This window comes from Enterococcus sp. DIV1421a (assembly GCF_051711025.1).
In the GTDB taxonomy this organism is placed as follows: Bacteria; Bacillota; Bacilli; order Lactobacillales; family Enterococcaceae; genus Enterococcus_B; species Enterococcus_B hirae.
The window spans coordinates 2,476,394-2,497,033 of record NZ_JBIOLU010000001.1 but is presented as its reverse complement, the minus strand read 5'-3'; the positions used below and the strand labels follow the sequence as shown (position 1 = coordinate 2,497,033).

At 39.2% G+C, this 20,640-nt stretch carries 13 protein-coding genes; 9 read left to right on the top strand and 4 right to left on the bottom strand.

Going from position 1 to position 20,640, the window contains the following annotated elements; all coding sequences use genetic code 11:
• Positions 1-34 precede the first annotated feature (34 nt).
• A complete protein-coding gene (locus IGK21_RS11310) occupies positions 35-1,618 on the bottom strand; it encodes a PucR family transcriptional regulator (protein ID WP_010720926.1) in 1,584 nt (527 codons plus the stop codon).
• Positions 1,619-1,738: 120 nt separating this feature from the next.
• On the opposite strand from IGK21_RS11310, the gene fdrA reads away from it, so the two are divergent.
• From fdrA to IGK21_RS11290, 4 genes are all read left to right on the top strand, one after another.
• Positions 1,739-4,750: a DUF1116 domain-containing protein gene (gene fdrA, locus IGK21_RS11305; RefSeq protein WP_034700419.1), complete on the top strand. Its 3,012-nt coding sequence runs from the start codon at positions 1,739-1,741 to the stop codon at positions 4,748-4,750.
• Complete coding sequence (locus IGK21_RS11300) at positions 4,743-5,576, top strand: DUF2877 domain-containing protein (RefSeq protein WP_034700417.1); 834 nt, start codon at positions 4,743-4,745, stop codon at positions 5,574-5,576. The genes fdrA and IGK21_RS11300 overlap by 8 nt, the downstream gene beginning before the upstream one ends.
• 10 nt (positions 5,577-5,586) lie before the next feature.
• On the top strand, positions 5,587-6,831 hold the full coding sequence (locus IGK21_RS11295; RefSeq protein ID WP_034700416.1) for an MFS transporter: 1,245 nt from the start codon (positions 5,587-5,589) through the stop codon (positions 6,829-6,831).
• A gap of 248 nt (positions 6,832-7,079) precedes the next feature.
• Positions 7,080-8,291 carry a dicarboxylate/amino acid:cation symporter gene (locus IGK21_RS11290; protein ID WP_034700415.1) on the top strand — a complete coding sequence of 404 codons (1,212 nt, stop codon included), beginning with the start codon at positions 7,080-7,082 and terminating at the stop codon, positions 8,289-8,291.
• Between the two features lie 177 nt (positions 8,292-8,468).
• Here IGK21_RS11290 and IGK21_RS11285 read toward each other — a convergent pair whose 3' ends face one another.
• Positions 8,469-10,688 carry a GH92 family glycosyl hydrolase gene (locus tag IGK21_RS11285; protein ID WP_080704621.1) on the bottom strand — a complete coding sequence of 740 codons (2,220 nt, stop codon included), beginning with the start codon at positions 10,686-10,688 and terminating at the stop codon, positions 8,469-8,471.
• Entirely contained in the window at positions 10,636-11,682 is a 1,047-nt protein-coding gene (locus IGK21_RS11280; protein WP_034700412.1) for a GntR family transcriptional regulator, read from the bottom strand. The genes IGK21_RS11285 and IGK21_RS11280 overlap by 53 nt, the downstream gene beginning before the upstream one ends.
• A 154-nt stretch (positions 11,683-11,836) precedes the next feature.
• Here IGK21_RS11280 and IGK21_RS11275 point away from each other — a divergent pair, with 154 nt between their 5' ends.
• From IGK21_RS11275 to IGK21_RS11265, 3 genes are read left to right on the top strand one after another with little or no spacing between them, the layout of a single operon-like run.
• On the top strand, positions 11,837-13,138 hold the full coding sequence (locus IGK21_RS11275) for a glycoside hydrolase family 125 protein (RefSeq protein ID WP_034700410.1): 1,302 nt from the start codon (positions 11,837-11,839) through the stop codon (positions 13,136-13,138).
• Positions 13,139-13,148: 10 nt separating this feature from the next.
• On the top strand, positions 13,149-15,830 hold the full coding sequence (locus IGK21_RS11270; RefSeq protein ID WP_181918623.1) for an alpha-mannosidase: 2,682 nt from the start codon (positions 13,149-13,151) through the stop codon (positions 15,828-15,830).
• 3 nt (positions 15,831-15,833) lie between these two features.
• Positions 15,834-16,694 carry an ROK family protein gene (locus IGK21_RS11265; RefSeq protein ID WP_034700407.1) on the top strand — a complete coding sequence of 287 codons (861 nt, stop codon included), beginning with the start codon at positions 15,834-15,836 and terminating at the stop codon, positions 16,692-16,694.
• 102 nt (positions 16,695-16,796) lie between these two features.
• Here the strand turns inward: IGK21_RS11265 and IGK21_RS11260 are convergent, their stop codons facing one another.
• Positions 16,797-17,651 carry an RluA family pseudouridine synthase gene (locus IGK21_RS11260; protein WP_181915128.1) on the bottom strand — a complete coding sequence of 285 codons (855 nt, stop codon included), beginning with the start codon at positions 17,649-17,651 and terminating at the stop codon, positions 16,797-16,799.
• 207 nt (positions 17,652-17,858) lie between these two features.
• Between IGK21_RS11260 and IGK21_RS11255 the strand changes: the two genes are divergently transcribed.
• Positions 17,859-20,030 carry a PBP1A family penicillin-binding protein gene (locus IGK21_RS11255; RefSeq protein WP_181915127.1) on the top strand — a complete coding sequence of 724 codons (2,172 nt, stop codon included), beginning with the start codon at positions 17,859-17,861 and terminating at the stop codon, positions 20,028-20,030.
• Positions 20,031-20,095: 65 nt separating this feature from the next.
• The gene (locus tag IGK21_RS11250; protein WP_010720913.1) at positions 20,096-20,437 is read left to right on the top strand and encodes a YlbF family regulator; all 342 of its coding nucleotides are present in this window, start codon (positions 20,096-20,098) and stop codon (positions 20,435-20,437) included.
• Positions 20,438-20,640: the final 203 nt, after the last annotated feature.

Here is a 20,640-nt window from a genome sequence, read left to right as displayed (position 1 = left end):
TTTTTCTAAGACCAACCAGATTTTCATTGATCAACTATTCTTTCTTTTCCAGTGCGCGCTGTCTCATTTTGATTACATAAGCTCCGATTTCATAGTTGGCCATCTGAAAAGCGTTGTTAAAATCAATGGCGAGCAATTGCTCTACTTTATGCAAACGATAGCGAATAGTTTTAGAATGGAGAAACATTTTTTCAGCAGTTTGTTTATAGTTACGATTATTTTGTAAAAAACAGTAAAAGGTTTCAAAGAGATCAAAGTTTGTTTGAGCGAGTGCCACTAAGTTTTGAGGAAGACTTTCTTCGATGGATTGAAGTTGTTCTTCTTGAATAAAATGTTTGAAGATACCGATGTCTGCTAATGTCACAATCGGACCATTGTAAAAATCTCGATTGAAATTCAGAATATCAAGACATTCAAATAATAGTTCTTTGATTCCTTGTTTGGGTTTCAAGCTACTGATCGCAAAAGTTAAGTAGGGATTTTCTAAGAGAAAGTCTTGGACGACCCGTTGCAAATAAGCTTTTGTGATCGGTCCATCCGCCTGATCGAAATTATATAAGACAGCCGAATAGTGATGCTGATCAAAGAAGATTGCTTCTTTCTTTAAGGTTCGCAGTAGTGAAATGATCCGGGTTTTCATTAATTGTGTTTGGGTATCTTTTGTCGGAAATACAATAGTTTGATAAGAATCTTTTGACAACATATGGACTTCATGAAGTAAACTATTTAATTCATCAGGATTTTTAGGCGTATTTTGTAAAATGGCATCTGCTAAATTGTTCAACCGGGTGTAACGTTCTTTTTTTAAGAGACTTTCGGTATTGAATTTTTCTTGGAGGGCATCAATTGCATTTTCGATAATCACTAAATCAGTTTCTTTGACGACATCATCTGGAAGATAGACTAAAAGTAAACAGTTTGCTGAATAATTATTGAAAATCGCTACTTCAAGCGCATAGTGTTTTTGAGGGTTGGTATGGGCATATAGTGTTAACAAGGAATAATCATTTTTGGTGAAATCAGTGTTGCGCAAAGTTTCTCGTGCTAAAACAATTGCATCTCGAGGAATCTTCCCATCGCTGATTTCGATTCCTTTGTCGATCAATTTTAATGAAAAGGGTAATTTTATAATTCGATAAAATTCCTCCATAATCGTTTCAATAGAGGAAGACTGGCGTTCTAATTGGTTGAAACGTTGACGAACTTCATAATACGTTCGGAGTATATGGGACTGGGTATTTAACAAAGGTTCATAAATCGTCAAAAGGATTTTTTCATAACTGACCTCTTGCTTAATCTTGATCAAAGGAATACGGTACTTGAAACATAGATGGATAAATCGGTCAGGAATCGTTTTGATAAAACGGTCTGTCTTTAAAATCAACCCACTGATTTCGATTTGGCACATTTTAACAAAAAAATCTTCTAACTCTGCTTCCGTTAAATCATTTAAAGCGTAAAAAGAAGTGAGAATCAATTGATTTTTTTTACTCCAATTCTCAATATCGATCGCTTCTAAGATCATCGCTGTTGTTACTTCATTGTCTAAACCGATGTCTTTCGTTAGGATCTCGCCTTTTTTTAATTCACCTAGTGTCAAAAGCTCTTTTAGTTTCATCGTTTCCTCCTTTTTCCCCTTTATGGATAAAAATTATAGCATTTTTTTAGAAATACGTCCGATGAAAACACTTTCTTAATGTCCTACAATAATAGTGTCAAAAGAAAGAGGAGGAGAAGGATGTTAAACACAGTCATTTTAAAAAATAATTACCAAGATTCAATCAATCTGATGCTTTTAACAAACAAAATCAACTCACTTGAACAAGTGGTCATGAGTCAAATCATGATGGGAACAGATGCGAATAAAGATATTTTAAATAATACCAATTTGTTAACAGATGAAGCAAAAACTGCCTCTCCAAATGATCTGATGATCGTGGTTTCAAGTGAAGACCCAAAAATAATGGATCAAGTACTACCGCTAGTCGACACGTTTTTAGCTGATTTGTCTGCAAAAAGTACTACGAAAGATAACCAAACAGTGACTTCTTGGCAAGAAGCATTGGATCTTTTACCAGGGGCAAATGTTGCTTTGTTCAGTATTCCAGGAGAATATGGGGCAGCAGAAATGGAACGTGCGTTGAAAAATAATTTACACGTTTTTTCTTTTACAGATAATATTGCGATTGAAGATGAAGTACGTTTGAAAAAACTAGCGCATCAAAAAGGGTTATTAATGATGGGACCAGATTGTGGTACGGGGATTCTTTCTGGCATTCCAATTGCTTTTACCAATGTGGTCGCACCTGGAAATATTGGAGTCGTAGGCGCATCTGGCACCGGCATCCAAGAAGTGACGACGATCATTGATCGACTAGGTGGCGGCGTGGTCCATGCCATCGGTACAGGTGGGCGAGATCTCAGTGACAAAGTCGGAGCAACTACCGTTAAAGATGCCATTATTGCTTTGGAACATCATGAACCTACCGATGTGATCTGTGTCATTTCCAAGCCACCTGCAAAAGCTGTGCGCGATGAAGTCGTACAATTATTACAGAGCATCACAAAACCGGTTGTTGCGATTTTCCTAGGGGAAAAGCCAACAAACCATGAAGGAAAAGTTTATTTAGCCCATACCTTAGAAGAAACTGCTCAAATCGCTGTTGATTTAGCAAATGAGCAAGTAATCAAGAAAAACTACTTTCAATCAATAGAAAAACCCGATGTGCCAGTTTTACCACAAGAAAAAGTGGTCAAAGGATTATATTCTGGTGGAACTTTAGCTGCAGAGGCAGGAATGCTGATCTCTGAAGCGTTGGATCTTGGTGGCTTAGTGAAAACGGAAGGCTATGTTTTAAAATCGCAAGGGTATGAAGTGATTGACTTAGGCGATGATCGCTATACTCAAGGAAAACCTCATCCAATGATCGATCCCGAAGTGCGGATTCAAAAGATTCAGGAATATGCTTCGGCACAAGATACGGGCGTTATCTTACTTGATGTCGTTTTGGGCTACGGAGCGCATGAAGACATGGTTGGTGCGCTACTACCAGCGATCCAAGAAGCACAAATGCAGGCTGAAAAAGCAGGGCGATTGCTTTATTTTGTGGCGACAGTTTGTGGCACGGCCAATGATCCGCAAGATCGTCAATCAGCTGTAGATCGGTTGCAAGAGGCAGGAGTATTTGTGACTGAAAGCAATGCCAAAGCTGTTCAGTTAGCTCTCCTATTAAAGGGTGTCACGTTATCTGAAGTAGATAAAGAACTACTTCCTTATACTGGGAGAACGGTAGAAGTTCCTCAACCGAGTGAACGTGTCATGGAATTACTGACGACAAAACCAAGAATCATAAACGTTGGTCTGCCAAGTTTTACTGAATCGATCCTTGCTTATGGTGGACAAACCGTTCAATTTAATTGGCGACCAAGAGCAAGTGGTAATCAAAAAATGATCAAACTTTTGGATAGCTTAGAAGAATACAACGAAAAAATAGAAGAAGAAAATCAACAAGTAACAGAAAAAATCAAAAATGCGCAACCATTCTTGATTGATGTAGTACCAGCAAAATCAGTGATTCCAGAGTTAAATGAGCCAGCAAAGAAAACGTTACTCCACGCTGGACCGCCCATTACTTGGGAAGGAATGACCGGTCCGATGAAAGGAGCTTGTCTTGGAGCAGCACTCTTTGAACGTTGGGCAGAAGACGAAGAAGAAGCCAAAAAATTATTTGAGGCGAATGAAGTCCGCTTCATACCTTGTCATCATGTACAAGCTGTTGGACCGATGGGAGGAATCACTTCTGGTAATATGCCGGTTTTTGTTGTAGAAAATCGATTAGCAGGAAATCGAGCATTTTGTATTTTGAATGAAGGAATCGGCAAAGTACTTCGTTTCGGTGCCTATTCGCAAGAAGTAGTGGATCGCCTTGATTGGATCAAAGAGGTATTAGGACCAACAATTGCTGAAGCGCTGGCGCTGACCGACAATGGGTTGAATCTAAATGTGTTGATTGCACGTTCTATCACGATGGGGGATGAATTTCATCAACGCAATATTGCTGCCTCGTTGAACTTTTTGAAAGAGCTGGCACCATTGATTATCCAAACGACTATTGCAGAAAAACAAAAATACGAAGTCATCAAGTTCTTGGCGGACACGGATCAATTTTTCTTGAATATCATGATGGCAACAGGGAAAGCCATGGTTGATGGTGCACGGCAAGGCAGTAAAGGGACAATTGTAACCACCATGACACGTAATGGGGTTGACTTTGGTATCCGAATCGCGGAAACAGGAGATACATGGCATAAAGCACCGGTAAATACCCCTAAAGGACTGTACTTTACAGGTTTCAGTGAAGCAGACGGGAATCCTGATATTGGTGACAGTGCCATCACGGAAACGGTCGGGGTTGGCGGAATGGCGATGGTTGCAGCGCCTGGCGTGACACGATTTGTCGGTGCTGGAGGGTTTGCGGATGCACTTGCCACTTCTAATGAAATGGCTAAGATCTGCGCCACCCATAATGCTACTTTTTCTATTCCAACTTGGGATTTTCAAGGGACTTGTTTAGGAATTGATATCCGAAAAGTGGTAGAAACAGGAATCACTCCTGTCATCAATACTGGAATCGCTCATAAAAATCCAGGAGTCGGTCAAATTGGTGCAGGAACAGTTAGAGCCCCACTTGCTTGTTTTGAAAAAGCGTTAGAAGCCTATGCTGAGAAACTAGGGATTATCATTGACTAGAGAAAATTGTAAAATCAGTGATTATTTGATTCCATTGCATCAGTTTGGGAAAATCGGGAAAATCCACAGTGTCTTTAATCGGTCATTTAATATTGAGATTGGCGGACAGTTGATCAATCTAGCGGATTACTATGATTATCTTTCTAGCTTTGGTATTAATTTACCTCACTCTCTATTTCAGGAGTTGTTACCATTTATCCAACAAGGAAATCAAGTAAGATTCAGTGAAGAGGAATTGCTGATTTATAGTCGAGCAGGCGTCAAAAAAATTCATTTGAGCCCCTCTACGATCGTTTCCTTGGATCTTCCCCAATTAACGTTGACGAAAGCGCAACAGGTAACCTTGAAAACAAGGTTAGAAGAACAACACCTAACAAATAAAATCGGTCTTCCGCTTGATAATCGAACTCGTCATTTTTTTGAGAAAATGAGTCAAAAAAATCATTACTGGCGTTCGGAAGAATGGCAGGAGTTGATTCACTATTTAATTGGAAGAGGACAAGGATTAACGCCAAGTGGTGATGACATTTTAATCGCCTACCTGCTCATGTTGACAATTTGTTCAGATGCTCGAGGAGACGCTTTGATGCGTTCCCTTGAGCTGACTGAATTAGCTACAACTGATGTCAGTAAGGCCTATATCATTAGTTCTATGAAAGGTTATAGCAATTCTTTCTTTTATCAACTAATTTTCGCACTTTCCCAAACGGACTATGGAAAACTAGATCAATTGATCGCAAAATTGATGGCTATTGGTCACACATCGGGCAAAGATTTATGTTTTGGGCTGTTATTAGCTTTACAAGGAATAGAAAACGAAAAGTGAGGGAAGAGACATGGAGAATAGCAAACAACAGCAAGCAGTCAGGGTAGGAAATAGCTACTGGATCAAAGTAGTCGCTATTTTTTTCATCGGTTGGATTCTCATGTATGCAACACGAACCATTTTCAATCCGATCATGGGAGTGGTTGGTGAGCAGTTTGGTCTGAGTAATACTCAACTAGGTTTAGCAAATAGTATTTTTTTCTTAACTTATGCGATCGCACAGATTCCTTTTGGGATAATCGGTGACAAGATCGGTCGAAAATTGATTATTACGGTTGGGTTTCTTTTGTTAGCTGTAGCTACTTATTTTAGTGGTTTAGCGACTACTTTCGTATTGTTTTTAACTATTCGAGCGATCGCAGGAATTGGACAAGGGGCTTACTATGGACCACAATTTGCGTTATCTACTGAAGCAATCCCCAAAAGTAAACGAACGATTGGAAATGCCATTATTAATAGCGGCATGGCTTTTGGTACTTCTGGGGGTTATCTGTTATCCAGTAAATTAGTATTAGAAAATGGTGAATCTTGGAGTAAACCGTTCTTTATTATGGCATTACCCACGTTGATTGTGGGGCTTTTGTTCTATACAGTCTTAAAAGAAAAAGTGATTCGTCCAGGAGAAGAACCAGAAGAAGAAACAGGTCCTAAAGAGAAAATTTCATTAAAACAAATTTTTAGCAATCGTAATTTAGTGGCTGCGTTCATTCTCTGTTTTACCAGTATTTATGCCAATTTTGTGATTCTTACTTGGTTACCACAGTTTTTAATCGCTGAGCGTGGTTTTACTGGAGCAAGTGTTGGTTTTATTTCTTCTTTGGTACCTTGGGCATCGATTCCTGGAGCGCTCCTTTTTGCACGGATCAATGATAAAACCGGTGCTACAAAAAAATTAGTTTTTCTTTTGGTTCCTTTGGCAATTCTTTCAGTCTTTGCGATTGCTTTTGTCACCAATCGAACGTTGTTGATCTCGGTCTTGATCTTGTATGGATTGACTGGCAAATTAGCCTTAGATCCTATTATGGTAACTTTCGTAACGAAGCATGCACCTAAATCGGCATTAGGAACGTCCCTTAGTGCATACAACTTCATCGGGATGTCTGGCTCGATTCTAGCACCTTATGTAACGGGGTATCTAGCAGATACTTCAGGATCAATGCAAGTTGGCTTTTACTTATCCTGTGTATTGTTAGCCATTGGTTTGTTTCTCTTTGCATTTTTAGCAAAAGAAGAAACGTTACCTAGTGAATCATAAAAAGGGAGAAGTTGAGCTAAGTCTGTCGTGGTTGAAAAATACTCATTTGTGTTTTCAACGCAGATGGGACAGTAGCTCTAAAATAGCTCTAAAGTAGCTCTTAGGATAAGTCACATCAAGAATCGGTTGTTCTTAGATAAATAGGAGAATTTGTAGTTCATTACACGATATAGATAGTAGGTAAATGAGAAATGAGCTACTAGGAGAGTTCTTTAATGCCAGTGATTCGACAAATGAGGTAGAAGACGATGAAAAAATTATCCATGATCACGCAAATTAGTCTAGCTTTATTCATTGGGATCATTGTGGGGATTATTTTTCCTGAAAGTAACGTTGTATTGAAACCAATCGGTGAAATCTTTTTAAGACTGATGCAGATGGTAATCCCCTTATTGATTTTAGGACAGATCATTCAAGCACTCGGAGGTATTCAGCTCAAAGAATTAACAAGCATTGGAGCAAGGACCATGGCTGCATTTGCAGTTTCTTCCTTTTTAGCAGCTGCTTGGGGGATAGTAATTGCTGTTTTCTTTCATCCGGGACAAGGTATCAGCTTAAGAGAATCACACGAAACAATTCAAGTCCAAGAGATTTCACTTCAAGAAACGTTCATCAATTTTGTACCCAAAAATATTTTTGAGTCACTCGCACAAGGGACGATCATCCAGCTCATTGTTTTTGCGCTATTTTTTGGCTTGGCGTTAAATCATTATTTACAAAAGCACCCTGAATCACAGCTTTTCCAACTGGTGATTGATTTTAACGAAGTAATTATTACAGTAATCAATTATGTGATGCGCTTGGCTCCAATCGGGATTTTTGCACTGGTCACGTCAAGTATTAGTCAACTAGGGATCCAAGTGATTGTACCGTTGTTGAAGTATTTACTGGTTTATAGTGTCGGCACGATCTTGTTTTTAGGTTTTTGGCTGTTGATCATTACTCTTTTTTGCCATTTAAACCCATTACGAGTCATTCGTAACATGAAAAACATGTCGCTAGTGGCTTTAGCAACCACTTCTTCAGCGATCACTTTGCCTGTGGAACTAGAAGAAGCACAATACAAACTTGGATTAAGCAAACGAATCACTCATCTGGTGTTACCTTTAGGGATGTCATTAAATAGTAATGGTTCAGCACTACACATGACTGTGACGGTAATGACGATCGCTCAAATGTACCAAGTAGATTTTGATTTAACGAAGTTGATTTATTTAGCAGTTGTCGCTACCTTTGTTTCGTTGGCAAATGCTGTGGTACCGGGTGCTGGACTTGTATCATTAGCAATCATCGTTCCACAAATGGGTTTACCCATTGAAAGCATTGCAATTTTTGGAGGAGTTGAATGGCTGGTTGGTATGTTGCGTACGATCTTAAATGTTCATTCAGATGTCTATTCAGCAATCTTGGTTGCTAAATCTGTCAATGAAATCAATCATGAGATTTTTAATGAAGGGTAAGAACGATTACAAAAAAACATCCTTTGAGAGGTGCTTATTCTCAAAGGATGTTTTTATTATTGTCAGTAGGAGGTAGGGCATACTTGTCTAACATCCGCCAAAGGATTGAAACCTCACTTTTTCTGTTTATTCCCACCAATGAAAACTAGACTACTGATTCTTCGTTTTCAGAAAAAATTAGAGTTGTACATTCGCCTCCGATAAGGAGTAAGGTAGATCTGATTTTGAACGTTTCTTACTAGTAGGAACAATCCCCAACTGATAAGCAATCGTGCCACCAGTCAGCAAGTCTTCATGTGTAAAGAAGAGTTTGCGATAGCTAGTTTCATTTCTTGTGATCTCATGGATAAATTGTTGTTGTGGGTGATTAGGGCTTGTTTCGATTGTTAAATGTTCACCATTAGACAACGTAAGCACAGCTTTGTCGACTAAAGGCATCCCGATGACATATTCACCTGTTCCTGGCGTGACAGGATAAAAGCCTAAACTATTAAAGATATACCAACCTGCCATGCTCCCATTGTCTTCATCTCCTGGATAACCGGTCGGGGTATCATCGAATGTTTGTGTCAGCAATTGTTTGATCAATGGTTGTGCCATTTCGGGTTTACCAATATAACTGAATAAATAAGGATAGTGGAAGCTTGGTTGATTGGAGATGGCAACTTGACCAAACTCGATCGCTGCCATTTCACTCATTTCATGGATCTCAAAACCATAACCGCCAACTTCAAAAGTCGGTGCTTGGTTACATAATTCAATCAGTTTTTCTTCAAATTGATCTGGTCCACCGTGAGCATTGATCAAACCAGCAAAATCATGGTAAACAGCAAAACTACTTTGCCAAGCGCTACCTTCTGCATAATCCTGACCCCAACGTGTGGAAGAAAACGGAGTACGGAATCTTCCTTCGGGATCTTTGGAACGCATGAAGCCAGTTTCCGGATCAAAGACATTTTGATAATTGAAAGATTGCTTTTGATAGTGTTGTGCGGTTGCTGTTTCATTCAAACCGGTGGATACTTGGCTGATACAAAAGTCACTATAAGCGTAATCAAGGGTGTGGTTGATTGATTCGTGGTAAGTATTTGGTACATAACCATATTTTAGATAATCAGTCGTTCCTTGACGTCCGTAATTTTGTTTTTCACTTTGGACCGTAGCGCCTTTTTTCATTGCTTCGAGAAATTCAGCCATTAAATCTTTACGGATTCCCTTAACCGAGGCATCAGCGATCACTGCATCAATCAATGTTCCTGGCATGAGTCCACGCTCATCTGGCGAAAGCCATTTTGGTAAAAAGCCAGTTTCACGATAGCTGTTCAAAAAGCCTTCAAGCATCTCTTCATATTTTTCGACAGCAATCAAAGAGTAAAGTGGATACACTGTTTTATAAGTATCCCAAAAGCCATTATTGGTATAAAGTACACCTGGTTTTACACTTCGACTAGTGGTATCATAATGGATTTTTTGTCCGGTCGAGTCGATTTCATAGAACGTTTGTGGGAATAAAAATACACGGTAGAGATTGTGGTAAAACGTCCGTAACTGTTGCGGATCATGATGCTCGACTTTGATTCGGTCAAAATAGTTTTGCCATTGTTGTGAACTATTCAGCAAATAGTCATCAGGCGTTTGATGTAACTCTTGTTCTAGATTAAATGAAGCTTGTTCAGAACTGATGAAGGAAGTACCGAAACGAATGACTTGTTTTTTTACGTCGCCAAAATAAATCGGAACCGACCCAGCGTCATCGGCTGCTAACTGTGACAATTCCTTTGATTGGATTGGCTGTTCAAAATGTAAGACAAAATAGAACGTAAAATCAGGATCTTCGGCGCCTGCAAAATGAGTGACTTGTCCTTCAATCGTATAGGGATCTTTTAGAACTAATTGATGTTTACCAGGAAACGACAAAAGTAAACCGCTCTCATTTTTGTGGTAATCAATGGTTAGGACACCACCGTACATGCTAGGGATCAACGTGGAGCGAATACCATCACGTAATTGGTTGATCGTTAAATGAGTTGGACAGAATGTGCTTTCTTCTGGACGATACGAACTTTGTGCATGGAACAGGGTATTTTCAGGTAATAACCCATTGATCGGAGTGAAGACAAAATAGCTGAAGTCACCCATCCATGGACTTGGCTGATGAGTCAAACGGTAGCCTTGGAAGGTGTGATCGTCAGGATGGAACCACCAGCTACCTTTTTGATCAGTTGTCTGTGGGGCAAAGTAATTCATCCCAAAAGGAACACCAGTATAAGGCTGGCAGTTCCCATTTGAGAAGTTCGCTTGATTGGCTGTACCGTGACGAGTATCAATATGTTGAATGTTCATGTTAAATCTCCTTTGTTGAGTGTCGTTTGATAAATGAGACTGGTTGGCTCGTATCTTCGGGAATGTTATTTGTTTTGAGCCAAGTGATCAAAGCATTTCCTGCAAGTTCTCCTAGTTGGTGGAAATCTTGAGCAATCGTTGTTAATGGTGGATCAACTAAAGCGGCTGCTTGGATATCATCGAATCCAACGATCGAAAAATCATCTGGGATACGATAGCCTTGTTGTTTTAAATGATTCATCGTTTGAATAGCTACCAGATCGTTTTCGCAGACAAACGCAGTGACCTGATGTTCACTGATGTAGGTCAGTAACGTTTCAATCGTAGTGCCTTTTGCATCTAAAGTTGTATGAAACGGCAAATTGGCTTTGTCCAAAGCTTCCAGGTAACCCAAGTATCGTTGTCGGACAGATTGTGGATGCGCCTGTTCACCAAAAAGATAGGCAATCTTTTTATGCCCTTTTGAAATCAAATGAGCCGTAGCCAAAGAACCACCTTGGAAATTATCTGAAAGGACAGTTGGAAAAGGAAGTTCATAGATTTTTTTATCTAAAACAACAACTGGGAATTGTTTCAATGATAATTCAAAGAGCAGATCCAGATGTTGATCGGTCGCAAACGCATAATAAATCATTCCGTCAAATTCTTGCATGATTTCCTTCGCCGTTTTGTTTGCCAGAAAATCAACAGTCGTCATCATGACCTCTAACTGATTTTCTTGCATCACTGGATTTAGTCCTTTTGTAAAATCTCCGACAGAAAGGTCAGATAAAAAGGGAAGTAGGAACAGGATGCGACTATTTTTAATCACATCGTTTCTATTAAGATCACTAGTCGTTGCTTTGACAAAACTGCCTTTTCCTCTGACACGATAAATCAGACCTAATTGTTCTAATTCAGTTAATGCACGTTTAGAAGTGATTCGACTCACTTGATACTTGGTGGACAATTCCTTTTCGGTAGGTACCTGGCTGTCAACAGGTAACGATCCATCAGCAATTGCTTGTTGTAAGTCATGAAAGATTTGTTGGTATAGTGGTTGATTCATAAAAGCACCTTCTTATAAGATATATCATATAAAGATCATAGCATAAAACCACTAAAAGTAAATAAGAAAAATCTCATTTTGAAAGCGTAGACAATTGTAAAACGACGAGGTATAATCCTCTTATGATATACCAATAAAGAAAAGAGGAAAATAAATGGCATATAAAGATATACCAAAGTCAGTTCAACAGTTTATGGATGAAATTACTGCAAAATGTGGGGAAGAGCATGCAGATTGGGCAACGAATTTCTCTGCTGCCTTTGCTAATACATTGTTAACGACAGTCAAAAGACATGAAGACGGGACGACTTTCTTATTAACTGGTGATATTCCAGCGATGTGGTTGCGTGACTCCACCGCTCAAGTCCGCCCATATTTAGTCATTGCAAAAGAAGATGAAGACTTAGCTTCGATGATTAGTGGGCTTGTCAAAAAACAATTTGAATATATCAACATCGATCCATACGCAAACGCATTCAATGAAGAAGCAAATGGAGCGGGGCATCAAAGTGATCACACTGAAATGAATGACTGGATCTGGGAGCGTAAATATGAAATCGATTCCTTATGTTATCCTATCCAATTAGCTTACTTATTATATAAGAACACTGGTCGAACGGACCAATTGAATGATTCGTTTGTTGAAGGAATCAAAAAAGCCTTACATGTCTTCAAAACCGAACAAGATCACAATCAATCTCCTTATACTTTCGAAAGAGATACGACGAGGAAAGAAGATACCTTAGTCAACGATGGACGTGGAAGTGCAGTTGCACCAACTGGAATGACTTGGTCTGGTTTTCGTCCAAGCGATGATGCGTGTCAATATGGCTACCTCGTTCCTTCAAATATGTTTGCTGTAGTAGTGTTGGGTTATATTGAAGAAATCTTTACGAACATTCTCACGGAAGAAACAAGTAGTAAAGCAATCCTTGAAGAAGCCAAACGTTTAAAAGAAGATATCCAAAAAGGAATCGAAGACTATGCGTTGACTAAAAACCAACAAGGAGAAACCATCTATGCTTATGAAGTTGATGGATTAGGAAACGCTTCTATTATGGATGACAGTAATGTACCTAATTTGATTGCTGCTCCGTATTTAGGTTACTGTTCTACCACAGATGAACAATATTTGGCAACGAGAAAAACGTTACTAAGTAAAGAGAACCCTTACTTCTATGAAGGAAAATATGCAAAAGGGATCGGATCATCTCACACTCCAGAAAATTACATCTGGCCGATTGCATTAGCGATGGAAGGGATGACCACTGAAGATAAAGAAGAGAAAAAGCGGATTTTAGACTTATTAGTTGCGACAGATGCTGGTACACATTTGATGCACGAGGGGTTTGATGTCGATGATCCAAACAACTACACCAGAGAATGGTTCTCTTGGGCGAACATGATGTTTTGTGAATTAGTGATGGATTACTTTGATATTCGAGTAGCGAAATAGGAGGAATAAAATGAAAAAGAAAGTATATATCATTTCACACAGTCATTGGGATCGTGAATGGTACATGGCTTATGAACAGCATCATATGCGTTTAGTCGAATTGATGGATGATCTTTTGGAATTATTTGAAACCGATCCAGATTTCAATAGTTTCCATTTAGATGGACAAACGATTATTTTAGATGATTATTTACAAGTACGTCCAGAAAAGAAAGAAGCGGTGCAACGAGCAATTGATGCGGGGAAATTAAGGATCGGTCCTTTTTATATTTTACAAGATGATTTCTTGATCAGTTCAGAAGCGAATGTCCGTAATATGTTGATTGGAATGGAAGAAAGTAAGAAGTGGGGAACGCCTGTGATGCTCGGTTATTTCCCGGATACTTTTGGAAATATGGGGCAAACACCACAAATGATGAAACAAGCAGGACTTTCAGCTGCTGCTTTTGGACGAGGCGTAAAACCAATTGGCTTTGATAATCAAGTCTTGGAAGCAGAAAATTATTCTTCTCAATATTCTGAAATGTGGTGGAAAGGACCAGATAGCACAGAAATCTTTGGGTTACTGTTTGCCAATTGGTACAGTAATGGAAATGAGATCCCGGCTGAAAAAGAGAAAGCAAGAGCCTTTTGGGACCAAAAGCTGGCAGATGCAGAGCAATACGCATCAACCAATCATCTGTTGATGATGAATGGAGTGGATCATCAACCGGTTCAAAAGGATGTAACAGCAGCAATCAAATTAGCGAATGAATTATATCCAGAGTATGAATTTATCCATTCCAATTTTGTCGATTATCTTGCAGCGGTGCAAAAGGACTTGCCAGAAGAACTTGGTTCCGTTGAGGGAGAGTTGACCAGTCAGGAAACAGATGGCTGGTATACGTTAGCGAATACTGCTTCAGCACGTGTCTATTTAAAACAATGGAATACTAAAGTTCAAAGACAAATTGAAAATATTGCTGAGCCATTAGCAACGATGGCTTATGAAGTTACTGGTAAATATCCCCATGATCAATTAGATTATGCGTGGAAAACGTTGGTGCAAAATCATCCACATGACAGTATTTGCGGGTGTTCGGTTGATTCTGTCCATCGAGAAATGATGACACGGTTTGAAAAAGCAGATGAAGTAGGGAAGTATTTAGCAGAAGAAGCGATCAAACAACTTGCCCAAGCGATCGACACTAGCAGCTTACCAGCAAAAAGCTATCCTTTCTTAGTTATGAACACGGCTGGATCAGCAAAGACTGGTGAAGCAGAAATAACGATTGAGTTAGAAAGAAAATGTTTTGCAGAAGGAATACCTGAGAAATTATATGAAGAATTAGAAAAGCAACCACCAAAAAGCTATCATGTAGAAACATCCAATGGTGAAGAAGTCCCTGCATCACTATCAGAAACATTTGTGACGTTTAATTATGATCTGCCAAAAGATCGGTTTAGGATTCCTTACATGGCGAGAAAAATCACGGTCACTTTACCAGTGAGCGAAATGCCAGCTTTTTCTTGGAACACGTATGTATTAATAGAAGGAAAAGCTAAAGAAGAAAAAGAGACGATGATCCAAAACGATGGACGAGTATTAGAAAATCAACAAGTTCGGCTAGAGATCCAACCGAATGGCACCTTGACGTTGAAAGACAAAACAACGGGCAAACAACTAGATGAATTATTGACATTCGAAGATGTTGGGGATATTGGAAATGAATATATCTTCAAACAGCCTGAAAATGACCAACCTATTTTATCAAAGGAAAATGATCAAAGTACCGTAGAAGTCGTAACTGATACGAGTGAATTAGCACAAGTAAAAGTTACCCAGGAATTATTGATCCCAGTAGCTGCTGATGAACGTTTAGCAAAAGAACAACAGATGGTCATTGAGTTTCGTCACCGTAAAGCAGGTCGTTCAAAAGAAAAGCGTGTGTTAGAAGTAACAACTGTTATCACTTTAAGAAAAGACAGCAAAAAAATCGACTTTGAAACAAAAGTGAATAATCAAATGGATGATCATCGCTTACGTGTGTTGTTTCCCACAAAGTTACATGTGAAACAACATCAAGCTGATAGTATTTTTGAAGTGGTTACCCGTCCCAATGATGTATCAAGTAGTTGGGAAAATCCAACAAATCCACAGCATCAACAAGCGTTCGTTCATTTAGAAGGAAACGATTATGGCGTAACAGTTGGCAATTATGGATTAAACGAATATGAAGTAATCGATGACAGTGTGATTGCGGTGACTTTACTACGTTGTGTAGGGGAATTAGGAGATTGGGGATATTTTCCAACACCAGAAGCCCAATGTCATGGGGTACATTGCTTTAACTACAGTATCGAAGTGCATCAGCCAGAAGAAAAATTTGCTAGTTACCATCATGCTTATAGCGCACAGATTCCTTTTTCTACCACGCAAATGGCGATTCAAACAGGAACCTTGCCAGCTGAAAACAGCTATTTAACTTGCGAAGGGGAAACGTTTGCAATTACTGCTTTGAAACGAAGTAAATTTAGTGATAAAGTAGTGGTGCGTGGGTTTAATCTGTCCGGTCTTGATTCACCATTACAAATCACTAAAAATGGGAAACAAGGGGAATTATTGAATCTGCTAGAAGAAACAGTTGAGCAAACGATTGCTCCGACCGTTAGACCTTATGAAATTCGGACAATCGGATTCGAGGAGGAATAAGCAATGTATGGTGGAATAGAAGCAGGGGGAACAAAATTCATCTGTGCCGTTTCAAATGAAGGCGTTATCGTAGAAAGAGTAAGTATTCCTACAACTACACCTGAAGAAACACTAAAGCAAGTATTTGATTTTTTTGATCAATATGAACTAGAGGCGTTAGGGATCGGTTCGTTTGGTCCGATCGGTATTGATAAAAATGCCGATAATTATGGGTATGTTTTGGCAACACCTAAACCTGGATGGGGAAACTACAATTTTTTAGGCAGCATCCAAGAACGTTACGGGATTCCGATGGCTTGGACGACAGATGTGAATGCAGCAGCTTACGGCGAATTGCTAAAAGGAGCCGCACAAGGGAAAAAGAGTTGTATTTATTTGACTGTCGGTACAGGGATCGGTGCCGGTGTGGTCCTTGAAGGAGATATCTTTTCTGGACTTGCCCACCCAGAAATGGGGCATATCTGGGTAAAACGTCATCCAGAGGATACCTATGAAGGAACATGTCCTTACCACAAAGATTGTTTGGAGGGATTAGCGGCTGGACCTTCAATTGAGGCACGAACTGGAATCAAAGGCCAAGAACTTCCTCAAGATCATCCAATATGGGACATCCAAGCCTATTATATTGCTCAAGCATTGATCAATTATACGTTGACGTTAGCTCCTGAAAAAATCATTTTAGGTGGCGGAGTGATGAACCAAGACCATTTGTTGCATAAAATTCGACAACAATTCGTTGAGTTAATGGGTGGGTACATGGAAACGCCACAAGTAGATGAGTACATTGTACGCTGGGGGCTGCCGAATGAGAGTGGAATTATTGGCAGCTTGCTTTTAGCAGAAAAAGAACATGGTAAACAATAAGGTGTATATATTCTATATATAGTAATAAAAAACGGCTAGAGGTGTATCCCTAGCCGTTTTTTGATTGTGATCAGTAGTGGATCGCTCCTCACAATAGTGTCTTTACCATAAACCAGGGAGGGCTTTTGCTACAATGGTTTCTTGCGTGAAAGGATGAGACATGTGTAATTCTAACGCATGGAGCATGAGACGGTTCGCAGGCCGTGTTTGGTAAAGTGGATCCCCGACGATGGGATGACCAATGTGAGAGAGATGGACTCTGATTTGATGGGTACGTCCGGTTTCCAAGACACAGTAAACCTGAGTCTGACCATTCAATACTTGATCAACGGAAACATGTGTGAGAGCCGTTTGACCTTTATGAGGATCTACCACCCGTTTTCTGCGATCGTGCCGATCACGACCGATTTTGTCTTTCAAAATCAAATCCTCTTTGATTGTTCCCCAGACAAGTGCTTGGTATCGTCGATAAATCTTCTTTTGTTCCAACATTCTGCCTAGGATAGGTAAAACAAAGGGATTTTTAGCAAATAAAATTGCACCACTTGTTTCTTTGTCCAATCGATGCACGACATAAGGGCGTTGCTCTTTTTTCTTTAAATACGCAGCTAAGTGATTCAATAAAGTATCATTTTCGGTTGGTTCATTCGGATGAGTTTTCATGCCGGCGGGTTTATTGACAATGAGTAAATGATCGTCTTCATATAATGGTTGAACGAAGGAAGCTTTACCCAATTGGACTTCTTGGTATTGATAATCAGTTTCTTCAAAACGTAACGTAATATGGTCACCAGCGTGGACTTCAAAATGAAATAAGGCAGGTTCTTGATTGATCCACACATTTTTTCTTATACGTAAAAAGTGGCGGACTTTTCTTGGAACGAGCCATTCTTGTTCTAATAATTCTCGAATGGTGGTTGTTGGCTGAGTGTCAGGTAACGTGATCGTGATTTCCATAAAAATACTCCTTTTAGCAAAAATGCAGCTCTATTGTACCATTTTTAAAACTTATTTAAGAAAAAAGTGACTAATTTCTGATACTTCTTATGCTAAACTATCGTCAAAACTTAAAAAAACAGTTTGCCTACATCTCAAGCAGGAAGAATGAAGAACGTACCTGTGGTAGAATAAGGCGATTCAATCAAATAGACAGGAGAAGAATAAATGGATTTTCAAAGCATTTTAAGTAAAATAAAAGCTGCTTTGATCAGTTTTTGGCATTGGATTAAACCTTATTTAGGGCGATTCCATCGATGGCGAAAACGTATATGGAAAAAGTATCATATCAATAAACTGATCCTATTGATTGGCTTGATCTGTGTATTGATCGTCAGTATCTATCTTTTTATTTTAGCAAAACAGGCAAATGTCTCCACATTAAAATCGGGGCTAAGTCAGTCTACCGTTATCTATGATAAAAAGAATGAAGAAGCAGGCACCCTTTATGCTCAAAAAGGGACTTATGTGGAATTGAATGCAATCTCTCCAGCTATCCAAAATGCGGTTATCTCAACCGAAGATCGCAATTTTTATCAGCATCATGGATTTGATATCAAAGGGATCGCTCGGGCAGCAGTTCGGATGGTCCTTTCAGGTGGCACTTCTGGTGGAGGTGGGAGTACAATTACCCAACAATTAGCTAAAAATGCTTATTTGACACTTGATCAAACTTTTGACCGTAAAGCAAAAGAATTATTTTTAGCCATTGAAATTGAAAAGAAATACAGCAAAGAAGAGATTTTGACCATGTATCTCAACAATGCTTATTTTGGAAATGGGGTATGGGGCGTACAAGATGCTTCAAGGAAATACTTTGGGGTAGATGCTAATCAGGTTAATTTAGCAGAAGCGGCAACGTTAGCTGGGATGCTTAAAGGTCCGGGTATCTATAATCCGATCGATCATCCAGAAAATGCAAACAATCGAAAAAACACCGTATTGAGTGTCATGGAAGAAAACGGCAAGATCACGAAACAACAATACCAAACGGAAAGCAAAGTGGATATCAAACAATACGTGAAAGATACGTATGATAATTCGGAATCAGGCTATCGCTATCCTTATTACTTTGATGCCGTGATTGATGAAGCAGTCAATGATTATGGTTTAGATGAAGAAGATGTGATGAACAAAGGATACAAAATCTATACATCACTTGATCAAAATTATCAAAAACAATTAGAAACAACGTATCAAAACAATGCACTATTTCCGGCAAATGCTGCGGATGGGGCAATGGTTCAATCCGCATCAGTCGCATTAGATCCTAAAACTGGTGGTGTTGAGGCGCTGGTAGGGCGACGTGGTGAACATGTTTTCCGGGGATTCAGTTTTGCAACACAAATGAAACGTTCTCCTGGCTCAACGATCAAACCTTTGAGTGTGTATGCACCAGCGTTAGAAGCGGGATACACCCCAGCAAGTATTTTGAAAGATGAACCATTATCTTATTATAAAGCTCATAATTACGACGGAACGTACCGTGGTGAAGTACCGATGTATCAGGCAGTTGCTGAAAGTTTGAATCTTCCTGCTGTATGGTTGCTTCATGAAATCGGTCTTCAAAAAGGTTATGATAAAGCAGAAGAATTTGGATTGCCTCTATCGAAATCAGATAAGTATTATGGTTTAGCATTAGGTGGTTTAGCTAAGGGAGTTTCGCCGTTAACGATGGCTGGAGCTTACAGTGCATTTGCTAACGCTGGTAAAATGTACAAACCACATCTGATTACTAAAATCGTGGATTCAACGGGTGCAGTAATTGTTGACAAGACCAATGAAAAACCTAAACAAGTCATTTCAGAAGAAACGGCTAATCAAATGACTTCAATGCTGCTTGGGACTTTTTCTAATGGGACAGCCGTTGCAGCTAAACCGGCTGGTTACACAGTCGCAGGGAAAACAGGAACGACTGAAACCAATTTTGATCCTACCAAAGCTAACGACCAATGGATTGTTGGCTATACGCCTAATGTCGTGATTTCAACTTGGATGGGATATGAAGAATCTAGTGAATTGCATTATTTAGCAGGAACAAGTGGGAATGTGGTTGGTAAAGTCTTCAAATCGGCCGCAGAAGGCATTCTTCCTTATACTGAGCAAGAGCCTTTCCCTGTAGCAGATGCATATGCGACTGGCGGAAAAGTAGTTCCTGCTGATCAAGTCAATAATAATACGCAAACCAATGAGAACTCAGAACAATGGAAAGAAAATCTGAATAAATACGGGGAACAAGCTAAAGATGGGCTGAAAAATATCGGTGATATGGTAAAAGAAGGCGTAAGAGGTTTAGGTGAAGCTGCGAAAGATCTCTGGCGGAAATATCAAGGACAGTAATCCTATGAAAAACGATAAACAAATGGTACAATAAAACTAAACGATCTATAGAAAAGAGGCTAACTATGTCAAATATTTATGATAGCGCAAATCAAATCGAACGCGAGATTCGCGAATTGCAAGAATTCAAAGCTTTAGAAGAAGCCTATGCAAAAGTTAAAGCAAATGAAGAAGCACATCGTCTATTCAAAGATTTTCAAGCGATGCAAATCGAATTGCAGGAAAAACAAATGAGCGGGCAAGAATTTAGCGATGAAGATGCAATGAAAGCGCAAGAAATGGCAATGAAAATTCAATCAGAAGAAGTGATCAATGATTTGATGCAAAAAGAACAACAATTCAGCACGATCATCAATGACTTGAATCGCATCATCATGACACCAGTTAGAGATTTATACAGCGAATAATTAACGTTGTAGAAAATAATTTAGCCAGAACAAGCAAAAGCAACGTAAAACAAAATTGTTTTGCGTTGCTTTTTTAGTATGAAGAAATCAGACGGGGAGAACTCATAGAAAATTAGCTTATTTTTCATTGTTTAATAAATAATTATTGTTAACCTAGCTATAATAGCTGATTTTGTCTATTATAGAAGCGTAGAAATGTCTAT